Source organism: Bradyrhizobium sp. B097, assembly GCF_038957035.1.
GTDB lineage: Bacteria > Pseudomonadota > Alphaproteobacteria > Rhizobiales > Xanthobacteraceae > Bradyrhizobium.
This window is the reverse complement of the sequence record NZ_CP152412.1, coordinates 2,633,039-2,656,427: the sequence shown is the minus strand read 5'-3', so window position 1 is coordinate 2,656,427 and position 23,389 is coordinate 2,633,039. Positions and strand designations below refer to the sequence as shown.

Below are 23,389 nucleotides of genomic sequence, written 5' to 3'. Positions count from 1 at the left end.
TGAGTTGCCCGACGTGTCAAGTTGCCGGGTCGAACACCGTCAACCGGCTACTTTGCATGGGGTTGTTTTCGATATTTTGGCAGTGCCCCTTCAAACCAGGTTCAGGTCCTTCGGCTTGATGCCGGTGAAGATGCGCTCGAGGCTGGCCTGCTGCAGGCCGTAGACGTGCTGGATCAGGCCGGCGAAGAACGCCTTGTAGTCGGTCAGAACAGGAAAATCGCGATTCTGGAACAGCGTCGCCTGCGCGACCTGGACCTGTTCGCCGGCCATGCGTCCGCCGTTGATGCCGCCGCCCATCACCCAGTAGACGCTGCCATGGCCATGATCGGTGCCGCGGTCGCCGTTCTCGCGGAAGGTGCGGCCGAATTCGGAGATCACGACCACGACGGTGTCGCGCCACATCGCGGGACCGATCTCCTCGGAGAAGCCGGCGAGGCCCCTGCCGAGCTCGCCGAGACGGTCGGCGAGATAGCCGGTCGCCGCGCCCTGGTTGACATGGGTGTCCCAGCCGCCGACGTCGACGAAGCCGAGGTTGAACTGCTCGCGCATCAGGCGGCCGATCCGCCGTGCCGACAGCTCGAAGCCACGCGGCGACACGGCGCCGCGGTTGGCCGCCATCATCTCCTCGGAGACCGATTTATAGACGTCGTCGCGGACGCGAAAGCCTTCCGACACCGAATTGGCGAGATCGCCCTTCGCATACATCTCCCGGATCAACCGCGCCTGCCGGTCGTCGACACCCGGCTTGCTGACGCTGGCGATGCCGATGTTCGGGATCTGGTTCTGGCCGCGGAAGATCAGCGGCAGCTGGTCGGTGAAGGAGATCGGCTTCACCCGCGTCAGCTCGGTCGCCAGCCGGCTCATGAAGCCGGAGCGGTAGTCGCGGCTGCCGCCGACCGCCTGCCCGAGCTCGATCGTGTCCTGGGTCTCGAAATGGCTACGCGAGAGATCATCGCTGGTGCCGGCAAACGGAACGAACGCGATCTCGCGCTTGGCCCACAGCGGATAGATCGAATCGCGCAATGCCGGATGCAGCCCCCATCCGGCGTCGAGCGCCAGCGCCGCGTTCGGATTGCCGGCATCGGGCCGCGCGACCGCAAGCGTCGGGCGCGAGGCGTAGTAGAACTCGCTGCCGACCGGCACCACCACATTGGCGGCGTCATAGGCGCCGCGCAGAAACACCACGAGCAGCCGCGCGTCGGTCGCGGGCGCGGCCCAGACCCGGCCGGCAAGGGTGAGCGAGGCGGAAGCGGCGAAGGCCTTGATCAGTTCGCGGCGGTCCATTGGCGAACCTCCCTTTCAGTGCATGAACTCGGGTGACGACAGAAACAGCGTGTTCCAGTCCTGCGGCGAGACTGCCTGGTCGAGCGCGGCGAGCGTGGTCGGGCTCAGCGTCTGCCTGATGTTGCTGAAGTAGAGCCCGTTCATCACGAGCGGAAACGCCGGCTGGTCGACGGCGTTGGGCTCGTTCGGCTTGAACAGGCCGGCCGATCCCGAGCCGATCGCGCGCGCGATCTCGAAGCGCAGCATCATCTGCCCGGGGCCGTTCCAGGCCGCCGACAGCATCGAATAGCCGTCGGGCGTCTCGTGATTGAACAGGCCCTCGGACAGGCGATTGAGCCAGCCCTGGATCGGCAGCGTATTGAGGACGACCTTGCTGTCGTAAGCGAGCCGCACCGACGACATCACATAGAGCATCGGGTCCTTGAACTTGGCACCGCCCTTCAGGCTGGCGGCGAATTCCGGTGCATGAACCAGCGTCGACATCACGGCCGCAATATCGCCGTCGGTCTTCTGGAACGTCTGCGCCATCTGCTGCACCAGCGCGGCCGGCGGATTGTCCGACACGAAATAGGTCGCAAGCTGCTTGGCGATGTGCGTGGCGGTCGCAGGGTGACGGCAGAGGATATCGAGGGCCTCGTCGACCTCGGCGAGGCCGCGACCCTTGATCTGATGGCCGAGGAAGGTCTTGTCGCCAAAATCGTGGCGTGCCGGATTGAACTCGAAGGCGCCCTCGCGGACCAGCTGGGATTGCTGCTCGGGCTTCAGCTTCGGATCCTCGGATTTGAAGTCGATGCCGACGCCGGTGAGGATCCGCGCCAGCGCCTCGACATCGGCCTGGGTGTAGCCGGAGCCGACGCCCATGGTGTGCAGCTCCATGATCTCGCGGGCGTAGTTCTCGTTGAGATGACCGGCCGCGTTGTCGGCATTGTCGAGATAGCGCAGCATCACGGGATGATGCAGCGTCGCCGAGAGCAGGTTGCGGAACTTGCCGAGCGCGTTGGCGCGGATCGCACGATCCTCGTAGTCGCCGACCAGCACGCGGATGTTGGCCTTATACTGGTGGACATTGAAGTGGTTGAACCAGAACCAGGTCAGGCGTTCGCGCAATTGATCCGGTGCATAGAGCGCGTGCAGGATGGTGCGGGCCGCGGCCTGCCTGGCGCGGTCGTTCATGGCCTGCTGATAGACCTGTTGCGCCGCCTTGCGCTGCTCCGGATCGGCGACTTGGTTAGCGGATTTGCCCTGCTGGTCGAACGAGGCCGCAATGTCGAACGGGAAGCGATGCACGTCCGGCATCGCCTCGATCTGCTTCTGGACGGCGGCCGGCAATGCGGTGTTGGCCGGATGCAGTTGCTCCTGCAGCCAGCGTTCGGTGCCGACCTCGCGCAGATGCGCCGCGCTCGAGGCGCTGACGCCCCAGGTCAGTCGGTCGAGCAGCGCGATGTCCTGGCTCGCGAGTTCGGCCGCCCGCGCCGGCTGGTGGAACGCCACCAGCCCCGCGATCGTACCGATCATCAGTTTCGCGGCTGTCCGCGCTCCGAGTGTGGCCGTGATGCTCATGAAGGCTGACCTGCCCGGCTCATGGTGTCATGCCCTCAGTGTTTGCATTTACCGGGAGGGCATGCCGGCGCGGCCCGAGGTGCTGCGGCGGCGGGCCTTGGCGGCGGTGCCGGCCGCGGCGGCGGCGGTGCTGCGCGTTGCGCCTGCACAGCCGACCGTGGTGGCGGCGGCGCGGCACGCGGAGCCGGTGCGGGTGCCGGGCGCGGCGCAACGGCTGCGGCGCGGGGCGGCGGGGGAGCCGCGCGGGGCGGAGCTGCGACCCGCGCCGGCGCGGGCCGGGAAACCGGCGCAGGCGACACCGCGGCATGCGCGGGCGCCGAACGCGCCGCCGGCGTCTGCCGTGCCGGCGGCGTGCGGCTCGCCGGCGACGGCGCCGTCGCGGGCTTCACGTTTGCGGTCGGTGCGGTCGCGGTGAGCGGTTGCTGTCTCCCGGGCTTGCCAGCGGTCGCGGGCGAGGCCGGCGCGTTGGTCGCGGGGGCAACGCCGGGCTTGATCGGCGGAGCCGGCTGCGTGTTGGCAGGCGCCATGGCTGTCGCGGGCTTGCCTGGTGTCACCGCGTTCGGCTTTGCCCCCGGCTGCGTGCCGCCAGGTTGCGGGGCGCCAGGTTGCACGGTGCCCGGCTGCACGGCGCCATGCTGCTGCGTGGGATTGGCCGGCGCGGTCGCCGACTGCGGCAGCGGCGGTCCATTCTTGGCGCCCGGCAAAGTGTGCGCACCCGGTGTGCCCGGCGCGCCCATCGCGTTCGGCGCGGCGGCTGCGTTCGGCGCAGCGCCGGGCGCTCCCATGGCCGCGCCTTGCGCCGGCGTCACGCCTTGCGGACCGCCCGGCCGTGCCAGATTGGCGCGCTGCATCGCCGCGGCCGGCAGTTGCGGTGCCGCCGTGACCGGTGCGCCGCCCATTGCCGCCGTCACCCCGGCCGCGTTGAGCTGCGCTGGCGTCGGGTTGGGATTGTTGATCACCGTGTTGATGACGGTCGTGTTGTGAATGTTGTTGAACACGATGTTGTTCTGCGGCGGCACGACGTAGGCCGGTGCGGCGACATAGGCCGGTATCGCCACGAAGAACGGCGTCGGCAGCACGAACAGTCCGATCGGCGGCGGCGGCGGCGGCAGCACGACGAAGTCGGGCGGCGGCGGCGGCAGGAAGAACACCGGCGGCGGCGGCGGCGGCGCGAAGTCGAATACCGGATCGCTGTAGTAGAGCACCGGGCGGTCGACATAGACGACCTCGTCGGGCGGCGGCGGCGGCACGTCGTAGTCGAGTGCCGTGAACTGCGGCGGCGGCTCCAGCGCGGCCGACAGATAAGCGAGCCGGCGCCGGGCGTCATATGCATGCGGGCCGCGCGGATAACGCCGCAGATACGACCAATACGCATCGGGCGTGTCGGCGTTGTAGGTGCGCCGCCAGGTGATGGCCTCGCGCCGCGCCGCCACGATCGCGCGCACGCGCCTGGCCAGCGGATCGGTCGGATAGGCCTGCAGATAATCCTCGTAGCCTTGCAGCGTGTCGCGCTCCAGCGCGGCGGCATAGGCGTCGTGCGCGGGGAAATCGCGGATCGGCTTGGTGCGCAGTCCGGCATCGACCTGCTGCGGCGGTGCATCCGGCTTGCGCTCGAAGAACATGAAGGGCGCGTCGACCTTCTGGGCATTCCACGGGATCTCGGCACCCTTGGTCATCTCGTTGACGCGCAGGCGAACGCGGTCGAACACCTCGGGCAAGGTCAGGCCGCCGGCGCGAATCATTTCCGCCAGCGCTTGCGCGTAGGGCCCGTAAGGCGGCGCACCGTCAGGGGCGACGGTGCCGGGCGCCGAATTGAAGGCGATCAAGAGCTTCGGATCGGGATCGACCAGCGCAAGGCCGCCAGCCAGCGGCTGGCCGTCCTTGGCGAAGGGATTGCTGCGCGCCGCATCGAGCACGATGACGCCGGCCTTGATCGGCAATGCCGAGAGTTGATGGCTGTAATCGGAGATGCGAATCGCCTCGACCGGGATGTCGGTGTCGCGGACGATCTTGGCGTCGACAGGCACGAAGTAGTTCTCGCCGGTGAGCTGCACGCCGTAACCGGCGAGGTAGACGAAGGCCACGGCATTGGGCCCCGCGTCCTGCACCTTCTGGATGAAATCGCGGAACGATTTGCGCAGCGTCTCGCTATCGAGATCGCGCGCTCCGACCACGTCGAAGCCGGCGGCCTGCAATGTCTGCGCGATCAATCCAGCGTCGTTTGCGGCAGTCTGCAACGCGCCGGCCTGATAGGCGCCGTTGCCGACCACGAGCGCGAGACGTTTCTCCTGATCCTGCGCATGGACGGGAAGCGACGAGAGCGACACCAGACCGACGATCAATGCCCACAGAATGCGCGTCATAGTGGTCGTCCCTTTTCTTCTCAAGAGTTGGCGTTACGGATGGAAAGGCTACTTCCGTGAATGCGCGCTGAACAGGATTGCGGCAATTGTGGCAATCCTTGGTCTGCACGGTCGCGGGCACCCCGGAAACGGCTTCCCGGGCGCGCGCGATCAGGCGATATTACGCAGATAAAACAGGCAAAAAAGGAGCACTCGATGCCAATCGCCGGACAAGGCATGCTGCTGACCTCGATGGATATCGACAGCTTACACGAAGCTGAATTCAACCGCTGGTACGATCGCGAGCATCTCGAAGAACGGGTCGCGATCGACGGATTCCTGGAGGCCCGCCGCTACGTCGCCCATGACGGCAAGCCGAAATATCTCAGCCTCTACTCGACCGCGACCTTCGAGGTGCTTGAGAGCCCCGCCTACCGCACGGCACTCGCCAGCCAGACCGACTGGTCGAAGGCCAACATCGCGCGCTTCCAGAACATGATCCGTGGCGTTGCGCGCATCACGATCAGCCGCGGCGTCGGCCGCGGCGCAGCCCTCGGCATCATCCGCCTGCGCCCGCCGGCCGAGGGGGCCGACAAACTCCGCGCTGCATTGCGGGAGCAACTCGATCCAGCCGCGCGCGACGGCATCATTTCGATGCATCTGCTCGAGAACGACCCAGTGCTGTCGAAGCCGCTGACGCCGGACGCCGGGAAAGCCGATCCCGGTGCCGGCGACTGGTTCGTGCTGATCGACGCCACCGATGTCGGCGCGGTCCCCGCAGCCGCGGCAGGCATCACCGGCAATGCAGCCTTGAAGCCGCTGGTGGTCACCAGCGGCGTCTACCGGTTGTTGTGGGATGTCGCAAAGAGCGATCTTCCGCGCGGTTGAAGCAAACGCGCAACGTTTGCGTGGACATTCATACTCAAACAAAGAGCGGCGCGGCGGTGCAGACCATGCTGCACCGCCACATAACGCAAACGAGATTAACGCTAGACGCGCATCAGCCGCGCGAAAGCTGATGATCGGACAATTTAGCCTTTGCCTTCTCTGGAACGGCTCTAATAAGATAAGCCTATGATCCAATTCAAAAACCAGAACAACGCCACGTGAGCGTTCGTCGTCAACGATAAGGCCGCGCGGGCAGGCATTTTTCGCGCGGGTCAAAGGTAGGAATGAAACCGACTGATATCTCGGCGCCGGATTACTTTCATAAAGTAGTCGATTGCCAATGGGCTTGCCCCGCACACACCCCCGTTCCCGAGTACATCCGGTTGATTGCTGAGGGGCGTTACAGCGACGCCTACATGATCAATTGGCAGTCCAACGTGTTCCCCGGGATTCTCGGGCGCACCTGTGACCGTCCATGCGAACCGGCGTGCCGCCGCGGGCGGGTCGAGGACACTCCGGTCGCGATCTGCCGCCTGAAGCGCGTCGCCGCCGACTTCAAGGACGACATCAAGCACCGGCTGCCGAAGCCGGGGCCGAAGAACGGCAAGCGCATCGCGCTGGTCGGCGGCGGCCCCGCCTCGCTGGCCGTGGCGCGCGATCTCGTCCCGCTCGGCTATCACTGCACCGTGTTCGACGGCGATCCCAAGGCCGGCGGCATGATGCGCAGCCAGATTCCAAAATTCCGCCTGCCCGACAACGTGATCGACGAGGAGACCGGCTACATCCTCGACCTCGGCGTCGAGTTCAAGGGCGGTCAGCGCGTCGACAGCCTGAAGCAGCTGCTCTCCGAGAACTATGACGCGATCTTTGTCGGAAGCGGCGCACCGCGCGGCCGCGAGCTCGACATTCCCGGCCGCAAGGAGGGCGCCGCCAACATCCATATCGGCATCGAGTGGCTGGCCAACGTGTCGTTCGGCCACGTCGAAAAGATTGGCCGCCGCGTCATCGTGCTCGGCGGCGGCAACACCGCGATGGATTGCTGCCGCACCGCGCGCCGCCTCGGCGGCGAGAGCGTCAAGGTGATCGTCCGCTCCGGCTTCGAGGAAATGAAGGCCTCGCCGTGGGAGAAGGAGGACGCGCTTCACGAGGACATCCCGATCCTCAACTACATGGTGCCGGTGGCATTCAAGCATGTGGCCGGCAAGCTGATTGGCGTCACCTTCCAGAAGGTGAAGGCGGAATACGACGACAAGGGCCGGCGCAATCTGGTGCCCTCGGGCGAGCCGGACGAGACCGTGTCCTGCGACGATGTGCTCGTTGCGGTCGGCCAGGAGAATGCGTTCCCCTGGATCGAAGCCGATTGCGGCATCGAATTCGACAAGTGGCACATGCCGAAGGTCGACCCCAAGACGTTCGTCTCGACCAATCCGAAGGTGTTCTTCGGCGGCGATGCGGCGTTCGGGCCGAAGAACATCATCTGGGCGGTGGCGCACGGCCATGATGCCGCGCTGTCGATCCACCGGATGCTGTCCGGCGAGGACATCACCGAGCGCCCGCTGCCCGAGGTGCAGATCTCCTCGCAGAAGATGGGCATCCACGAGTGGAGCTACGACAACGACATCTCCGCCGACAAGCGCTTCAAGGTGCCGCACCGCGACAAGGTGATCGCGCTGAAGGACATCCGCGCCGAAGTCGAGCTCGGTTACGACCTCAAGCTCGCGCTCGGCGAGGCGCAGCGCTGCCTGAATTGCGACGTGCAGACGGTATTCTCCGCGCCGCTCTGCATCGAATGCGACGCCTGCGTCGACATCTGTCCGATGGACTGCATCACCTTCACCGAGAACGGTGAAGAGGATGATTTGCGGCAGCGCCTGAAAGCCCCCTCGCCGCATCACGATCAGGCGCTCTACGTCTCCGGCGACCTGAAGACCGGCCGCGTCATGGTGAAAGACGAAGACGTCTGCCTGCATTGCGGGCTGTGTGCCGAGCGCTGCCCGACCGGCGCCTGGGACATGCAGAAGTACCTCATCGATATGGTTCAAGCGGGATCAACATGTCAGTCCAAAGCCCGATCAGCAGCGTAAACGACTTCGTCGTCCGCTTCGCCAACGTCAACGGTTCGGGCTCGGCCTCCGCCAACGAACTGTTCGCGCGTTCGATCCTGCGCCACGGCGTGCCGGTGTCGCCACGCAACATCTTCCCGTCCAACATCCAGGGCCTGCCCACCTGGTATGAAGTGCGCGTCACCGAGGACGGCCATCTCGGCGCCCGCGGCGGCGTCGACATGATGGTGGCGATGAACCCGCAGACCTGGGACAAGGACGTCGCCTCGATCGAGCCCGGCGGCTACCTGTTCTACGACTCGACCAAGCCGATGCCGACGTCGAAATTCCGCGAGGACATCACGGTCATCGGCGTGCCGCTGACTGCGATCACCAATTCGACCTACACCGATCCGCGCCAGCGCCAGCTGTTCAAGAACATCATCTATCTCGGCGCACTCTGCGCGCTGCTCGACCTCGACCCCAAGCTGGTCGAACAGCTGATCGGCGAGCAGTACAAGGGCAAGGAGAAGCTGCTCTCCTCCAACGTCCATGCGCTGCATCTCGGCCGCGACTGGGCGCTGCAGAACCTGAAATGCCCGATCGGGCTGCGGGTGAAGAAGTCCGACAAGGTTGGCGACCGCATCTTCATCGAGGGCAACAGCGCCGCCGCGCTCGGCGCCGTCTATGGCGGCGCTACGGTGTGCGCCTGGTATCCGATCACGCCGTCATCGTCGGTGGCGGAAGCCTTCACCAGCCACTGCAAGAAGTACCGCCACGATCCGGAGACCGGCAAGGCGAAATACGCCATCGTGCAGGGCGAGGACGAACTGGCCTCGATCGGCATCGTGATCGGCGCGTCCTGGAACGGCGCGCGGGCCTTCACCGCGACCTCGGGTCCGGGTATCTCGCTGATGACCGAGTTCATCGGCCTGTCCTACTTCGCCGAGATCCCGGCCGTCATCATGAACATCCAGCGCGCCGGCCCCTCGACGGGCATGCCGACCCGCACCCAGCAATGCGACGTGATCGCCTGCGCCTATGCCTCGCACGGCGACACCAAGCACGTGCTGCTGTTCCCGGAAGATCCGGCGGAAGCGTTCGAATTCGCCGCCGCCGCCTTCGATCTCGCCGAACGGCTACAGACCACGATCTTCCTGATGCTCGATCTCGACATCGGCATGAACCACCGGCTGTGCCGCCCGCTGAAGTGGGACGACGCCAAGCAATACGACCGCGGCAAGGTGATGACGGCGGAGATGCTCGAGGAAGGCCGCGACTTCGGCCGCTATCTCGACGTCGACGGCGACGGCATCCCCTATCGCACCTATCCCGGCACGCATCCAACCAAGGGCTCCTACTTCACCCGCGGCACCTCGCGCGACCGCTACGCGCGCTATTCCGAGGAAGGCGCTGTTTACGCCGACAACATGCAGCGCCTGGTGCGCAAGTTCGAGACGGCGCAGGACATGGTGCCGCGGCCGCTGCAGGCCAATGCAGCGAAGCCGACCAAGTACGGCGTGCTCTATTTCGGCTCGACCTCGCCCGCGATGGACGAGGCGATCGGGATCCTGGAGGCGCGCGGCCATCAGCTCGACCGCATGCGCATCCGCGCCTTCCCGTTCCACTCCAGCGTCGCGAGCTTCATCGCCGATCACGACTTCGTCTACGTGGTCGAGCAGAACCGCGACGCGCAGCTCCGTCAGCTGATCGTCAACGAGAACGGCATCGACCCTGTGCGGCTGGTGCCGATCCTGCATTACGACGGCACGCCGATCACAGCGCGCTTCATCGCCAATTCGATCGGCGACCACCAGGATCATCTCAAGGTGACCCCTCTCCGCAAGGCCGTGACATGACCTACATTGCAAAGCCGAAGTTTCATCATCCCGGCCTGAAGAAGAACGAGCTGGGCTACACCCATCGCGACTACGAGGGGAAGATCTCGACCCTGTGCGCGGGCTGCGGCCACGATTCGATCACCGCCTCGATCATCGAAGCCTGCTACGAGCTCTCGATCGAGCCGCACCGGGTGGCGAAGATTTCCGGCATCGGCTGCTCGTCGAAGACGCCGGACTATTTCCTCGGCAATTCGCACGGCTTCAACTCGGTGCACGGCCGCATGCCGTCGGTGCTGACCGGCGCCAACCTCGCCAACCGCGACCTGATCTATCTCGGCGTCTCCGGCGACGGCGATTCGGCCTCGATCGGCTTCGGCCAGTTCGCGCATTCGATCCGGCGCGCCGTCAACATGACCTACATCGTCGAGAACAACGGCGTGTACGGCCTGACCAAGGGCCAGTTCTCGGCCACCGCCGACCGCGGCTCGAAGTCGAAGAAGGGCGTCACCAACACCGACAATGCGATCGACCTGGTCGCGATCGCGCTGCAACTTGGCGCCACCTTCGTGGCGCGCAGCTTCTCCGGCGACAAGACGCAGTTGGTTCCCTTGATTGCCGCTGCGATCCGCCACAAGGGCGCGTCCTTCATCGACGTGATCAGCCCCTGCATCGCCTTCAACAACCACGCCGGCTCGACCAAGAGCTTCGACTATGTCCGCGAGCACAATGACGCGGTGAACCGGCTCGACGTGCTGGTCGGCCGCGATCCGATCAGCGTCGACTATGCGCCCGGCACCGTGCAGGTGGTCGAGCAGCATGACGGCACGCGGCTCGCGCTGCGCAAGCTCGATGCCGACTACGATCCGCACGATCGGCTCGGAGCACAGACCTTCCTGCAGAAGCATGCGGCCAAGGGCCAGATCGTCACCGGGCTGCTCTATGTCGATCCGGATGCCGAGGACCTGCACACCCATCTCGACACCGTCGAGACGCCGCTCAACACGCTGGACGAACAGGCGCTCTGCCCCGGCTCAGCGGTGCTCGACAAGATCAACGCCAGCCTGCGCTGAGCACTCATTCTCGTCGTCACGAATGACGTGGCAAGGATGTGCGACAAACCGGTGTCGTCCCTGCCTAGTGCGCAATTGCGCACGGGAGCAGGGACCCATAACCACCGATGCAGATTGTCGAGCTACGTTGGAACGACGAGTCCCGTTCACAACAGAAGCCGCGGCGTATGGGTCCCTGCTTTCGCAGGGACGACAGCGGAGTTGGTGACCGCCACTTGTCGCTCAGCGCCGTAGGGTGGGCAAAGGAGCGCGGCGATGTGCCCGCCTCACGCGCCCCACTCGCGATGGTGGGCTCTGCGTCGTCCCTGCCTGGTGCGCAATTGCGCACGGGAGCGGGGACGACAGCGGAGCTCGTGACGTCTACTTGTCGCTCAAGACGTCGCCGAACAGCGCCCAGGACTTGCCGTCGAACCGCGCCATCTGGATCTGGCGGATCGGCGTCACATTGTCGGGCTCGGTCTGCACCTTGATGCCCGGCAGCAGCATCGGCAGTTCCAGCGCCATCAGATTGGTCGCCTGCTTGATGATGTTGTCGCGGCTGTAGTCGCCGTTGCAGTTCTTCAGCACCGCCGTCATGACCTGCGCGACCGTGTAGCCCTGCACGTTGAAGAGGTCGCCCGCGCTCGCATTCGGCTGATACTTCTTCATCCAGGCCGCAAACTCCTTCTGCGCCGGATCATCGGCCCAGCGCGGATCGGTCGGGTCCTTCAGATAGAGCCCGGTCACGACGCCGATAACGTTCTCGAGCCCGGCCGGCTCAAGGACTGCGGAGACCGAGTTGGAGACGGTCGGCAGAATGGTGAGCGGCTTCCAGCCCATGCTCGCCGCCTTGCGCAGCGCTTGCGCGGCGAATTTCGGCGTCGCTTCGGCGAAGAACACGTCGGCACCGGACTCGCGCATCGTCACCATCTGGGAATCGATGGTCGGATCGGTCGTCAGATACGTGGTCTCCGCAACGATCTGGCCGACATGCTCGCCAAGCCCGTCCTTGAAGCCCCTGAGATAATCCTTGCCGGCGTCTTCGTTCGGCGTGATGACGGCGATCTTGGCGTCCGGCTTGGTCTTCAGGATGTACTTTGCATAGAGCCGGCCTTCGAGCTCGTAGGTCGGATTGAAACCGACCGTCCACGGGAACTGCTTCGGATCGTTCCAGCGCGTCGCACCTGAGGACACGAACAGCTGAGGCACGTGCTTGATGTTGAGATATTTCTGCACCGAGATGTTGGGCGCGGTGCCGACCGCGCTGAAGATCGCGAGCACCTCGTCCTGCTCGACCAGCTTGCGAGTCTGCTCGACGGTCTTCGACGGCGAATAGGCGTCGTCGAGACTCTCGAAGTCGATCTTGCGGCCGCCGATGCCGCCCTGATCGTTGAGCATCTGGAAATACGCGGCTTCGGCGCGTGCGATCGTGCCGTAGGCCGACGCCGGGCCGCTATAGGGTGCGGTGTTTCCTATTCTGATCGCGGAATCGGCTGCAACGGACGGCGAGATCGACGAGGCTGTAAGCGCGGTGAAGGCGAGAAAGCCCGCCAGGCGAGAGAGAGTTGACAAGAGCGTATCCTTTTCTTGGTTTTCTTGACGCGGCGCACATTATCAATCGCGCCCGCGCAGGCAATCGCCAAGAAGACCGCAATGAGGTTTCCGCATGCCGGCAATCACGTTCACGCGTGCAACGTGATACGCTTTCAATATCGGAATGTTGCCGGGATGTTCATGATGCGAGCCTTTGGTGGACACCAGGGTTCACCAAGCAAGACTCGCGTTCCGCGCGGCGGTCACCGCGCGCTGATCGCTGCGTGAGCGCACGCCTCAAGCAGCGACCGCAGCCGCGCGCGGGCTGACGACGTATTCCTTCAGCACCTTGTCGGTGCCGTCGAGTTCGGTGAGTGCCACGTCGTAGGACCACAGATCGGCGAGATGCTGCAGCACGCGCCGCGTGTCGGTCTCGTTGAGCTGCGCGCCCTTCACGGTGGTGTGACGCAGCATCAGGCGGCGGTCGCCGTCGAGATCGACATCCACGACCTCGATATTGGCGTCGACGAATCCGACGTCGTATTGCCGTGCCAGCTCGCGGCGCACCCGGCGGTAGCCGCGCTCGTCGTGGATCGCATCGACCTTGATGCCCTGGCTTTCGGCGGGGTCGTCGTGCAGATGGAACATGCGGAAGCGCCGGATCAGCGCCGGGCTGAGGAACTGGTTGATGAAGCTCTCGTCGCGGTAGTTGCTCCAGATCTCGCGCAGCACGCCCTCGACGTCGCCCTTGCCGGCGATATCGGGGAACCAGGCGCGGTCCTCGTCCTCCGGAGTCTTCACGATCCGCTCGATGTCCTGCATCATGGCAAAGCCGAGCGCGTATGGATTGAAGCCGGAATAGCGGCGATCGTCGAACTCGGGCTGAAACACCACATTGGTGTGCGACTGCAGGAATTCGAGGAAATTGCCGTCGGTGAGCCGGCCCTGCTGATGCAGCCGGCTCATGATGCGGTAATGGACGTAGGTCGCGGTGCCCTCGTTCATCACCTTGGTCTGGCCCTGCGGGTAGAAGTACTGCGCGATGTGACGCACGATGCGAATGAGCTCGCGCTGCCAGCCTTGCAGGCGCGGCGCGGTCTTCTCAAGGAAGTAGAGGATGTTCTCCTGCGGCAGGCCAAGCAGCGCGCGGCGTCGCTCGGCGCTGAGCGTCGCCTTGCTCTTGGCCTTGGTGTTCGGCACCGTCCGCCACAAATCGTTGAACACGGCTTCCTCGTGCTGCCGGCGCTCGCCGGCGCGCTTCTCCTCGGCACGCAGGTCGAGCGTCTTCTTTCCGGGATAGCGGTCGACACCGTGCGACATCAGCGCATGCGCGGCATCGAGCGTCCGCTCCACCGTCTCGCGGCCATGGCGGTCCTCGCAGACCGCGATATAGCCCTTGGCGAATTCGAGATAATCGAGGATGCCTTCGGCGTCGGTCCACTGCTTGAACAGGTAATTGTTCTTGAAGAAGTGATTGTGCCCGAACGCCGCGTGCGCGATCACCAGCGTCTGCATCGTCGCGGTGTTCTCCTCCATCAGATAGGAGATGCACGGCGAGGAGTTGATCACGATCTCATAGGCGAGGCCCATCAGGCCCTTGCGATAAGACGCTTCCTGGAACGCGAACTGTTTGCCGAACGACCAGTGCTTGTAGAACAGCGGCATGCCGACCGACGAATAGGCGTCGAGCATCTGCTCGGCGGTAATCACCTCGATCTGGTTGGGATAGACGTCGAGCCCGAGTTCCTTGCGCGCGACCTCCTCGCAGGCGTCGTGAATCCGCTGCAGCGTCGGGAAATCCCAGTCGGCGCCATCGAACAGCAGTTCGCCGGAAGACCCCATTAAACTATACCCTTTCCTGGCTGGTGCGGCGCTTGAACAGGTCCTGGAACACCGGGAAGATCTCGCCGCGCTCGCTCACCTTGCGCATCGACAGCGGCTGGCCCTCGTTGCGCAGCCGCTCATAGAGCGTCCAGAGCGAGGAGTCCGGCATGTCGAAGGTGTAGTTGGCGGCCTCACCGACCTCGAGATAGGCGAAGAACTGGCAGACCGGCAGGATCTTGTCGGTCAACAGATGCCCGGTCACCCCGCTGTCGGAGGTCATGTTGTCGCCGTCCGAAGCCTGCGCGGCGTAGATGTTCCAGTCGGCGGGACGGAAGCGGGTTCGAACGATGTCGTGCATCGCAACCAGCGCGCTCGACACCAGCGTGCCGCCGGACGCCGGTCCATGGAAGAAGGTATCCTCGTCCACCTCCTCGGCGCGGTCGGTGTGCCGGATGAACACGATCTCGACGTGCTTGTAGCGCCGCTTCAGGAAGACGTAGAGCAGCATGTAGAAGCGCTTCGCCAGATCCTTCATGTGCTCGGACATCGAGCCCGAGACGTCCATCAGGCAGAACATCACGGCCTGCGCCACCGGCTTCGGCACCGTCTCGAAGCGGCGATAGCGGATGTCGATCGGATCGATGAACGGGATCCGCTTGACCTTGGCCTTCAGCGCGTCGAGCAGCGCCAGCAGTTCGCGACGCCGCGTCTCGTCGTCGCATTCCGCAAGCTCGGCCTCGAGCGCCTCGACCTCGTCCTTGCGCGGCCGGCGCAGCGCCACGCGTCGCGCCAGCGCCCGGCTCACCGTGCGGCTGATCGAAATGTTGGCGGGCGAGCCGGATGTCGCGTAACCCGCGCGCCGGATGCCCTCGCTCTCGGTTTCCGCGAGCTTGCGCTTGGCGAGATCAGGCAATTCGAGGTCGTCGAGGAAGAGGTCGACGAACTCCTCGCGGCTGAGCACAAAGCGGAAGGCGTCCTCGCTGTCGCCCTCGCCCGCGCCGGAGCCCTTGGCACCGCTCTGGTTCGGGCGCTGCAGCCAGTCGCCCTCGACGAACTTCTTGTTGCCGGGCAGCACCATGTCGCGCGTGCCGCCCTCGCGCCGGAACCGCGGCTCATCCATGCCGTCCAGCGGGATGGTCACCTCGCCGCCCTCCAGGACATCCTTGATGTCCCGGTCCTGCGACGACTTCTTGACGGCACCCTGCACCAGCGCCTTGGCGCGCCGCAGGAAGCGCTGCCGGTTCTCCAGGCTCTTGCTACCCGGATTCAACCGCCGATCGACGATATGCATGACCACGTTGCATCTGCCTCACGCCGGATGCGATCATGACAGTCGCATCGCATTTTTATTGGACGGGACGGAACGAGACGGAAAGCCGCTGCCGGCTTTCCGGATCGTGCACTAGCCGGCCTGCTTCACCCGCATGTACCACTCGACGAGCCGGCGGACCTGGCGCTCGGTATAACCGCGCTCCACCATCCGCTCGACGAACTCGCCGTGCTTCTTCTCGGTCTCGCCGTCCTTCTTGGAGCCGAACGAGATAACCGGAAGCAGATCCTCGACCTGCGAGAATATCCGCTTTTCGATCACGTCGCGAACCTTTTCGTAGGAGGTCCAGCTCGGGTTCTTGCCGTTGTTGTGCGCCCGCGAGCGCAGCGAGAACTTGACGACCTCGTTGCGGAAATCCTTCGGGTTGGCGATGCCGGCCGGCTTCTCGATCTTGGTCAGCTCTTGATTCAAAAGCTCGCGGTTCATCAGCTGGCCGGTGTCGGGATCCTTGAAGTCCTGGTCCTCGATCCAGGCATCGGCATAGTCGACATAGCGGTCGAACAGGTTCTGGCCGTAGTCGGAGTAGGATTCCAGATACGCCTTCTGGATCTCGTTGCCGATGAACTCGGCATAGCGCGGCGCGAGGTCGGCCTTGATGAATTCGAGATAGCGCTTCTCGGTCTCGTCAGGCAGCTGCTCGCGGCGGATCGCCATCTCCAGCACATACATCAGATGCACCGCGTCGGCGCCGACCTCGGTGGTGTCGTGATTGAAGGTCGAGGCCAGCACCTTGAAGGCAAAGCGGGTGGAGACGCCGTCCATGCCCTCGTCGACGCCGGCCGCGTCCTTGTATTCCTGCACGCTGCGCGCCTTCGGATCGGATTCCTTCAGGCTCTCGCCGTCATAGACCCGCATCTTGCCGAACAGCGTCGAGTTCTCGTGCTTGCGCAGCCGCGACATCACCGAGAAGCGGGCCAGCGTTTCCAGCGTGGCCGGCGCGCATGGCGCGGCGGCAAGCTCGGAGGTCTGGATCAGCTTCTCGTAGATCTTCTGCTCCTCGGTGACCCGCAGGCAGTACGGGACCTTGATGACGCAGATTCGGTCGATGAAGGCCTCGTTGTTCTTGTTGGTCTTGAAGCTCTGCCACTCGGCTTCGTTCGAGTGCGCGAGGATGATGCCGGTGAACGGGATCGCACCGATGTTCTCGGTGCCGATGTAGTTGCCCTCCTGCGTCGCCGTCAGCAGCGGGTGCAGCATCTTGATCGGCGCCTTGAACATTTCGACGAACTCGAGCACGCCCTGGTTGGCGCGGTTGAGGCCGCCGGAATAGCTGTAGGCGTCGGGGTCGTTCTGGGCGTAGGTCTCGAGCTTGCGGATATCGACCTTGCCGACCAGCGAGGAGATGTCCTGATTGTTCTCGTCACCGGGCTCGGTCTTGGCGACCGCGATCTGGCGCAGCCGGGAGGGCTGGATGCGCGCGACGCGGAATTGCGAGATGTCGCCGCCGAAGGCCTCGAGCCGCTTGTAGGCCCAGGGCGACATCAGCCCGCTCAGCCGGCGGCGCGGAATGCCGTACTTCTCCTCGATCATCGGCCCGAGCTGCTCGGGGTCGAACAGCCCGAGCGGGCTCTCGAACACCGGCGACAGTTCGTCACCCGCCTTCAGCACGTAGATCGGATGAATTTCCATCAGCGCCTTGATGCGCTCGGCGAGCGACGACTTGCCGCCACCGACCGGTCCGAGCAGATAGAGGATCTGCTTGCGCTCCTCGAGGCCCTGTGCGGCGTGGCGGAAGAAGCCGACCAGGCGTTCGATCGTGTCCTCCATGCCGAAGAAGCCGGCGAAGGCCGGATACGACCTGATCGTACGGTTCAAAAAGATACGGCCAAGGCGTGGGTCCTTGGCCGTGTCGATCATCTGGGGCTCACCGATCGCCGCTAATAACCGCTCGGCCGCATTGGCATATCGCATCGGATCGCTTCGACACGACTCCAGATACTCGGCCATCGACATGTCGGTCTGGCTTCGCGCTTCAAACGACCTTGCGAAGGCGTTGAACAAAGAATCGTTGTACATGATCCCTCTCTCCACGATATGTATCGCCGCACGACTGACACGAGTCGCAACCAGAGCATCCTAGGATCGAATCAGCGTCGGCACGCTGGGTCCATTGGACACTCGACCGACTCATTTCGGCAATGCACGGCGCGTGCAGCCTCTGCCTTATCAACAGGCAGGAAGCTTAATGGTTCATCAATATCCCCCGTTGGTAACCTGATTTTAGCGGTTGTAACCCCTCAGCCACATCCGTGGTTTACCGGGGCCCAGGCTTCCGAGGCGGACATCCGAGCGGGGCAACTTCCCCGCCCGAAGATGAACGTTGGCCTCCCTCAAAAGGTGTGGCTGTCCTGCCTTGGCGTCAAGATGTGCACGTCACAGACTCGCATGAACAAACTGTCAGGAGAGGTTGAACGTGCCTCCTTGTCGCCGCGACTAAGGCAACGAGCCCGCGCAGTTCCACGCGGCACCATTGCCGCGCATTAAAGATGACACCTTGGAGGCGCGGGCTATTCCCGAGGCGGTCATGAAGCAGACGTTCCTTGTTGTCGCACTTGCCGCCGCAGCCTGCGCCGGCGCGGCGTCAACCGTCGAGGCGCAGGAAGGCGTCGACAAGGCCAAGGCGGCCGCCTTCGACAACAGGATGTTCGCAGGCCCGCCCGGCGCGAAAGCCTATGCCTGCTTCGTGCGGCGCTACGATGCAAATCATCTGGCGCAGCATCCGAAGCAGAAGGTAAGCGCGATGAAGCTGCTCGTCGCCGCCGAGGATGCGCCGGAGGACAAGACCACCAACTACTCGTTCCGGCTTGGCGTCGCTTACCGGCACCGCCCCGGCAATTTCGACTCCAGCGGTTACTGCAACCACGCGGTCGCAACCGAATCCGGACACGAGATTCGCTTCGAATGCAGCGTGGATTGCGAGGGCGGCGGTATCACCGTGGCGCTGTCGAAAGACGACAAATCCGCGATCGCACGCCTGAGCAGCATCAGGATGTGGAATCGCAACAAGCCCGACGATGAGGCGAGCGAAGAGCTGCTTGCCGGCGCCGACGACAAGATCTTTCGCGTCGATCGGGCGGACCCAAGCGAATGCGCCGAACTTGTGACCGACCGCAAGGAACTCGCTGCGCTCCGCCACAAGTGATAGGCTTTGCGCCGGTCGACAATCATTGCGCGAGGGACGCCATGCACCGACGCAGCATCCTGTGGGGCACGCTCTCGGCGATCGGCGCTGCCTTTACCGCGTCGCGGGCGAACGCCGCTACTGAGACCGCACCCCCGGGAAAGCTGAAGGTGGTCTATCACCTCGACGACCTCGGCAAGGTCAATTTCGTGATCGGCAACATCCAGAACCACCTCGACGGCGCCGGCGGCCCCGGCAATGTGACGATCGCGCTCGTGGTACACGGCCAGGCGCTGAAGGCGTTTCATTCGGCGGCCGCCAATCCCGGCCTGACGAAGCATGTCCGGCAGCTCACGGCGGACGGGATTGAACTCGTCGCCTGCGGCAACACCATGAAATCGCAGAACATCGGCCTGAATGACCTGCTTCCCGGCTTCGTCGCCGCCGAGCGCGGCGGCGTGGTCCGCCTCGCCGAGCTCCAATCCCAGGGCTACCTCTACCTGCGGCCCTGACGCGCGGCCGCGCGCCCGCAACGCGTCATAAAAATGTGCCGAGATCAGGGTCTGCTCGCACCGGCGTCCGAGGGGATCGAACTGTTGTGAATGGCGTTATCCCTTGGGAATGCTGATATTCCGCCCGGGCCCCCAGCCATGTTGACAATCCGCCTCCGCCCCCGAAAGCTGCCCGGGAACCCAAAAATCGACCCTCGATCGAACGAGAACAGGCACCCATGAACCCCGTCAAAGCACTCGAAAATCACCGCCAGGCCGTCTGGCTCGACTTCCTTGCCCGCGGCTTCGTCGCCAACGGCGACCTGAAGCGGCTGATCGAGACCGACGGCGTCAAAGGCGTGACGTCCAATCCCTCGATCTTCGAGAAGGCGATCGGCAGCTCGGACGAGTATGACGGGGCGATCGGCAAGGCCCTCAAGAAGGGCGACCGCTCGGTCGCCGACCTGTTCGAACACCTCGCGGTCGAGGACATCCGGCACGCCGCCGACGTGCTGCGCCCGGTCTACGACCAGAGCCACGGCGGCGACGGCTTCGTCAGCCTTGAAGTGTCGCCCTATCTGGCGATGGACACCAAGGGCACGATCGCGGAGGCTGAGCGGCTGTGGAAGGACGTCCACCGCAAGAACCTGATGGTCAAGGTGCCGGCGACGCCGGAAGGCCTGCCGGCGGTCGAGTATCTGATCAGCGAAGGCATCAGCATCAACATCACGCTGCTGTTCTCGCAGAAAGTCTATCGCCAGGTCGCGGAGGCCTATCTCAAGGGCCTGGAGAAATACGTCGCCAAGGGCGGCGATCCCTCCCATGTCGCGAGCGTCGCCAGCTTCTTCGTCAGCCGCATCGACTCTGCCGTCGACAAGCAGCTCGACGAGAAGATCGCACGCGCCAACGACCCCTCCGAGAAGGAGCGGCTTGCGGCGCTGAAGGGCAAGGTCGCGATCGCCAATGCAAAGCTCGCCTACCAGGACTACAAGCGCCTGTTCTCAGGCCCGCGCTGGGACAAGCTCACCGCCAAGGGCGCCAAGCCGCAGCGGCTGCTGTGGGCTTCGACGGGCACCAAGAACAAGGACTATAGCGACGTGCTCTATGTCGAGGAGCTGATCGGCCCCGACACCGTCAACACCGTGCCGCCGGCAACCCTCGATGCCTTCCGCGACCACGGCAAGGTCCGCGACAGCCTCGAGGAGAATGTCGAGGACGCCCGCCACGTGCTGGAGGAGCTGGAGAAGTCCGGCATCTCGCTCGATGCGATCACCGAGGAGCTGGTCAAGGACGGCGTCAAGCTGTTCGCCGACGCGGCCGACAAGCTGTACGGCGCGGTCGCCCACAAGCGCGCGACCTCGCTCGGCGGCGGCATCGACCATCAGAAGCTGGCGCTCGGCGCCGGTATCGAGAAGGCGGTCGAGAAAAGCACCGAGGAATGGCGCGCCTCGGCCAAGATCCGAAGGCTCTGGCACAAGGACAAGTCGGTCTGGACCGGCGATGACGAGGACAAATGGCTGGGCTGGCTGACCAGCGCAGCCTCCGCCGACGTCGCCGACTACGAGGATTTCGCCAAGCGCGTGAAGGGCCAGAACTTCACCGACGCCGTGGTGCTCGGCATGGGCGGATCGAGCCTCGGGCCGGAGGTGCTGGCCCAGACCTTCCCGCACAAATCCGGCTTCCCGCGGCTGCACGTGCTCGACTCCACCGATCCGGCGCAGGTGCGCGCGATGGAGGAGTATGTCGACATCGCGAAGACGCTGTTCATCGTCTCCTCCAAATCCGGCGGCACCACCGAGCCGAACGTGATGAAGGACTATTTCTTCGACCGGGTGGCCAAGGCGATCGGCAAGGACAAGGCCGGCCATCGCTTCATCGCGGTGACCGATCCCGGCTCGTCGCTGCAGAAGGTCGCGATCAAGCAGGGCTTTGCCCGCATCTTCTACGGCGACCCGGCGATCGGCGGCCGCTATTCGGTGCTGTCGCCGTTCGGCCTGGTGCCGGCGGCCGCCGCGGGCATCGACGTCCGCAGCCTGCTCGGCCATACGCTCGCCATGGTGCGGTCCTGCGGCGCCGACGTGCCGCCGCAGGAAAACCCGGGCGTCCAGCTCGGGCTGGCGATGGGCATCGCCGGGCTCGAAGGCCGCGACAAGGTGACGATCTTCTCCTCACCCGAGGTCGCCGATTTCGGCGCCTGGGCCGAGCAGCTGATCGCGGAATCGACCGGCAAGGACGGCAAGGGCCTGATCCCGATCGAGGGCGAGACGATCGGCGATGCCGCGGTCTACGGCAACGACCGCTTCTTCATCGACCTGCGCACCGAGGGCGAGCACGACGCCGCGCATGAGGCCAAGCTCGCCGCGCTCGAAGCCGCCGGACATCCCGCGGTCCGGATCGTGATGAAATCGATCGACCATATCGGCCAGGAGTTCTTCCGCTTCGAGATCGCAACCGCGGTGGCGGGCGCGATCCTCGGCATCAACCCGTTCAACCAGCCCGACGTCGAGGCCGCCAAGATCAAGACGCGTGAGCTGACGGCAGCCTTCGAGAAGACCGGGTCGCTGCCGGCCGAGCGGCCGGTGGTCTCGGCGGATGGTGTCGAGCTCTACACCGACGCGCAGAACGCCGAGGAGCTGCGCAAGGCCGGTGCCAATGGCGACCTCAATTCCTGGATCAAAGCCCACCTCTCGCGCTCCGGCCGCGGCGACTATGTCGCCCTGCTCGCCTATATCGAGCGCGACGGCGACACCATCGACGCCATGCAGGCGATGCGGCAGAAGGTGCGCGATGCGAAACACCTTGCGACCTGCGCTGAATTCGGCCCGCGCTTCCTGCATTCGACCGGACAGGCCTACAAGGGCGGGCCCGACAGCGGCGTGTTCCTGCAGGTCACGACCGACGACAGCAAGGACCTGGCGGTGCCTGGCCAGAAGGCGAGCTTCGGCGTGATCAAGGCGGCGCAGGCGCGCGGCGATTTCGACGTGCTCACCGAGCGCGGCCGGCGGGCGCTGCGCGTGCACCTCAAGGGCGATCTCACCTCTGGGCTTGCGGCACTCGATGCCGCGATCTCGGCCGCGCTGAACTGACGGAGGCCAAGATGCAACTCGGCATGATCGGCCTCGGGCGGATGGGCGGCAACATCGTCCGCCGCCTGATGAGCAACGGCCACACCACCGTGGTCTACGACAAGGATCCGAAGGCGGTCGCGGCGCTGGTCGCCGACAACGCCACCGGTTCCTCGTCGCTGGAGGATTTCGTCCTCAAGCTGGAAGCGCCGCGCACCGCCTGGGTGATGCTGCCGGCCGGCAAGATCACCGAAGCCACCATCGAGGCGCTGTCGAAGCTGATGCAGCCCGGCGACGTCATCATCGACGGCGGCAACACCTTCTGGCAGGACGACGTCCGCCGCGGCAAGGCGCTCAGGGAGCGTGGGCTGCATTATGTCGACGTCGGCACCAGCGGCGGCATCTGGGGCATCGAGCGCGGCTACTGCATGATGATCGGCGGCGACAAACCCGTCGTCGACCGGCTCGATCCAATCTTCAAGACGCTGGCGCCGGGCATCGGCGACATCCCGCGCACCTCCAGCCGCGAGGGCCGCGATCCGCGCATCGAACAGGGCTACATCCACGCCGGTCCGATCGGCGCCGGGCATTTCGTGAAGATGATCCACAACGGCATCGAATACGGCCTGATGCAGGCCTATGCCGAAGGCTTCGACATCCTGAAGAACGCCAATATCGAGGCGCTGCCGCCCGAGCATCGCTTCGATCTCGACATCGCCGACATCGCGGAAGTCTGGCGGCGCGGCAGCGTGATCCCGTCCTGGCTGCTCGACCTCACGGCGTCGGCGCTGGCGCAGAACCACACGCTCGACAACTACTCGGGCTTTGTCGAGGATTCCGGCGAAGGCCGCTGGACCGTCAATGCCGCGGTCGACGAGGCCGTGCCGGCGGAAGTGCTGACCGCTGCGCTCTACACCCGCTTCCGCTCGCGCAAGGATCACACCTTCGCCGAGAAGATCCTCTCGGCGATGCGCGCAGGCTTTGGCGGCCACAAGGAGCCGCCGAAGAAATCTTAAAGC

General features: G+C 64.8%; 16 protein-coding genes. 8 read left to right on the top strand and 8 right to left on the bottom strand.

Translation table 11 applies throughout. From position 1 onward, the window contains the following. Nucleotides 1–90: 90 nt before the first annotated feature. From AAFG07_RS12265 to AAFG07_RS12255, 3 genes are read right to left on the bottom strand one after another with little or no spacing between them, the layout of a single operon-like run. Nucleotides 91–1,284, bottom strand: coding sequence for a DUF1501 domain-containing protein (locus tag AAFG07_RS12265; protein ID WP_097675253.1), 1,194 nt, complete (start codon nucleotides 1,282–1,284; stop codon nucleotides 91–93). A gap of 15 nt (nucleotides 1,285–1,299) precedes the next feature. Then, the gene (locus AAFG07_RS12260) at nucleotides 1,300–2,844 is read right to left on the bottom strand and encodes a DUF1800 domain-containing protein (RefSeq protein ID WP_342727493.1); all 1,545 of its coding nucleotides are present in this window, start codon (nucleotides 2,842–2,844) and stop codon (nucleotides 1,300–1,302) included. 35 nt (nucleotides 2,845–2,879) lie between these two features. After that, the gene (locus AAFG07_RS12255; RefSeq protein ID WP_342727492.1) at nucleotides 2,880–5,207 is read right to left on the bottom strand and encodes a caspase family protein; all 2,328 of its coding nucleotides are present in this window, start codon (nucleotides 5,205–5,207) and stop codon (nucleotides 2,880–2,882) included. Between the two features lie 195 nt (nucleotides 5,208–5,402). Here AAFG07_RS12255 and AAFG07_RS12250 point away from each other — a divergent pair, with 195 nt between their 5' ends. From AAFG07_RS12250 to AAFG07_RS12235, 4 genes are all read left to right on the top strand, one after another. Next, the gene (locus AAFG07_RS12250; protein WP_342727490.1) at nucleotides 5,403–6,074 is read left to right on the top strand and encodes a hypothetical protein; all 672 of its coding nucleotides are present in this window, start codon (nucleotides 5,403–5,405) and stop codon (nucleotides 6,072–6,074) included. A gap of 284 nt (nucleotides 6,075–6,358) precedes the next feature. Further along, complete coding sequence (locus AAFG07_RS12245) at nucleotides 6,359–8,158, top strand: FAD-dependent oxidoreductase (RefSeq protein ID WP_342727489.1); 1,800 nt, start codon at nucleotides 6,359–6,361, stop codon at nucleotides 8,156–8,158. Beyond that, on the top strand, nucleotides 8,128–9,975 hold the full coding sequence (locus AAFG07_RS12240) for a 2-oxoacid:acceptor oxidoreductase subunit alpha (protein WP_342727488.1): 1,848 nt from the start codon (nucleotides 8,128–8,130) through the stop codon (nucleotides 9,973–9,975). Before AAFG07_RS12245 ends, AAFG07_RS12240 begins: the two co-directional genes overlap by 31 nt. Beyond that, nucleotides 9,972–11,027, top strand: coding sequence for a 2-oxoacid:ferredoxin oxidoreductase subunit beta (locus AAFG07_RS12235; RefSeq protein ID WP_342727486.1), 1,056 nt, complete (start codon nucleotides 9,972–9,974; stop codon nucleotides 11,025–11,027). The genes AAFG07_RS12240 and AAFG07_RS12235 overlap by 4 nt, the downstream gene beginning before the upstream one ends. Nucleotides 11,028–11,387: 360 nt before the next feature. On the opposite strand, the gene AAFG07_RS12230 is transcribed toward AAFG07_RS12235, so the two are convergent. The 5 genes from AAFG07_RS12230 to AAFG07_RS12210 form a co-directional block, all read right to left on the bottom strand. Next, nucleotides 11,388–12,578 carry an ABC transporter substrate-binding protein gene (locus tag AAFG07_RS12230; protein ID WP_342727485.1) on the bottom strand — a complete coding sequence of 397 codons (1,191 nt, stop codon included), beginning with the start codon at nucleotides 12,576–12,578 and terminating at the stop codon, nucleotides 11,388–11,390. A 42-nt stretch (nucleotides 12,579–12,620) separates the two neighbouring features. Beyond that, on the bottom strand, nucleotides 12,621–12,764 hold the full coding sequence (locus AAFG07_RS12225; protein WP_342727484.1) for a hypothetical protein: 144 nt from the start codon (nucleotides 12,762–12,764) through the stop codon (nucleotides 12,621–12,623). A 72-nt stretch (nucleotides 12,765–12,836) separates the two neighbouring features. Then, nucleotides 12,837–14,381 carry a SpoVR family protein gene (locus tag AAFG07_RS12220; protein ID WP_342727483.1) on the bottom strand — a complete coding sequence of 515 codons (1,545 nt, stop codon included), beginning with the start codon at nucleotides 14,379–14,381 and terminating at the stop codon, nucleotides 12,837–12,839. 4 nt (nucleotides 14,382–14,385) lie between these two features. Continuing rightward, nucleotides 14,386–15,654, bottom strand: a complete 1,269-nt coding sequence (locus tag AAFG07_RS12215; protein WP_342729135.1) for a YeaH/YhbH family protein — start codon at nucleotides 15,652–15,654, stop codon at nucleotides 14,386–14,388. A gap of 111 nt (nucleotides 15,655–15,765) precedes the next feature. Continuing rightward, a complete protein-coding gene (locus tag AAFG07_RS12210; protein ID WP_092116153.1) occupies nucleotides 15,766–17,709 on the bottom strand; it encodes a PrkA family serine protein kinase in 1,944 nt (647 codons plus the stop codon). Between the two features lie 508 nt (nucleotides 17,710–18,217). Between AAFG07_RS12210 and AAFG07_RS12205 the strand changes: the two genes are divergently transcribed. From AAFG07_RS12205 to gnd, 4 genes are all read left to right on the top strand, one after another. Further along, nucleotides 18,218–18,835 (top strand): hypothetical protein, encoded by a 618-nt coding sequence (locus tag AAFG07_RS12205; protein WP_342727482.1) that lies wholly within the window; start codon nucleotides 18,218–18,220, stop codon nucleotides 18,833–18,835. 41 nt (nucleotides 18,836–18,876) lie between these two features. Then, nucleotides 18,877–19,326, top strand: coding sequence for a DsrE family protein (locus AAFG07_RS12200; protein ID WP_342727481.1), 450 nt, complete (start codon nucleotides 18,877–18,879; stop codon nucleotides 19,324–19,326). Nucleotides 19,327–19,544: 218 nt separating this feature from the next. After that, nucleotides 19,545–22,391, top strand: coding sequence for a bifunctional transaldolase/phosoglucose isomerase (locus AAFG07_RS12195; RefSeq protein WP_342727480.1), 2,847 nt, complete (start codon nucleotides 19,545–19,547; stop codon nucleotides 22,389–22,391). 11 nt (nucleotides 22,392–22,402) lie between these two features. Beyond that, complete coding sequence (gene gnd / locus AAFG07_RS12190) at nucleotides 22,403–23,386, top strand: phosphogluconate dehydrogenase (NAD(+)-dependent, decarboxylating) (RefSeq protein ID WP_342727479.1); 984 nt, start codon at nucleotides 22,403–22,405, stop codon at nucleotides 23,384–23,386. Nucleotides 23,387–23,389 lie beyond the last annotated feature (3 nt).

Bases quoted from the DNA above. Each gene is read 5' to 3' on its own strand.
- gnd (WP_342727479.1), top strand. From the start codon at position 22,403: ATGCAACTCGGCATGATCGGCCTCGGGCGGATGGGCGGCAACATCGTC.
- AAFG07_RS12245 (WP_342727489.1), top strand. From the start codon at position 6,359: ATGAAACCGACTGATATCTCGGCGCCGGATTACTTTCATAAAGTAGTC.
- AAFG07_RS12205 (WP_342727482.1), top strand. From the start codon at position 18,218: ATGAAGCAGACGTTCCTTGTTGTCGCACTTGCCGCCGCAGCCTGCGCC.
- AAFG07_RS12265 (WP_097675253.1), bottom strand. From the start codon at position 1,284: ATGGACCGCCGCGAACTGATCAAGGCCTTCGCCGCTTCCGCCTCGCTC.
- AAFG07_RS12220 (WP_342727483.1), bottom strand. From the start codon at position 14,381: ATGGGGTCTTCCGGCGAACTGCTGTTCGATGGCGCCGACTGGGATTTC.
- AAFG07_RS12250 (WP_342727490.1), top strand. From the start codon at position 5,403: ATGCCAATCGCCGGACAAGGCATGCTGCTGACCTCGATGGATATCGAC.
- AAFG07_RS12260 (WP_342727493.1), bottom strand. From the start codon at position 2,844: ATGAGCATCACGGCCACACTCGGAGCGCGGACAGCCGCGAAACTGATG.
- AAFG07_RS12255 (WP_342727492.1), bottom strand. From the start codon at position 5,207: ATGACGCGCATTCTGTGGGCATTGATCGTCGGTCTGGTGTCGCTCTCG.
- AAFG07_RS12200 (WP_342727481.1), top strand. From the start codon at position 18,877: ATGCACCGACGCAGCATCCTGTGGGGCACGCTCTCGGCGATCGGCGCT.
- AAFG07_RS12235 (WP_342727486.1), top strand. From the start codon at position 9,972: ATGACCTACATTGCAAAGCCGAAGTTTCATCATCCCGGCCTGAAGAAG.
- AAFG07_RS12215 (WP_342729135.1), bottom strand. From the start codon at position 15,654: ATGCATATCGTCGATCGGCGGTTGAATCCGGGTAGCAAGAGCCTGGAG.
- AAFG07_RS12240 (WP_342727488.1), top strand. From the start codon at position 8,128: ATGTCAGTCCAAAGCCCGATCAGCAGCGTAAACGACTTCGTCGTCCGC.
- AAFG07_RS12210 (WP_092116153.1), bottom strand. From the start codon at position 17,709: ATGTACAACGATTCTTTGTTCAACGCCTTCGCAAGGTCGTTTGAAGCG.
- AAFG07_RS12195 (WP_342727480.1), top strand. From the start codon at position 19,545: ATGAACCCCGTCAAAGCACTCGAAAATCACCGCCAGGCCGTCTGGCTC.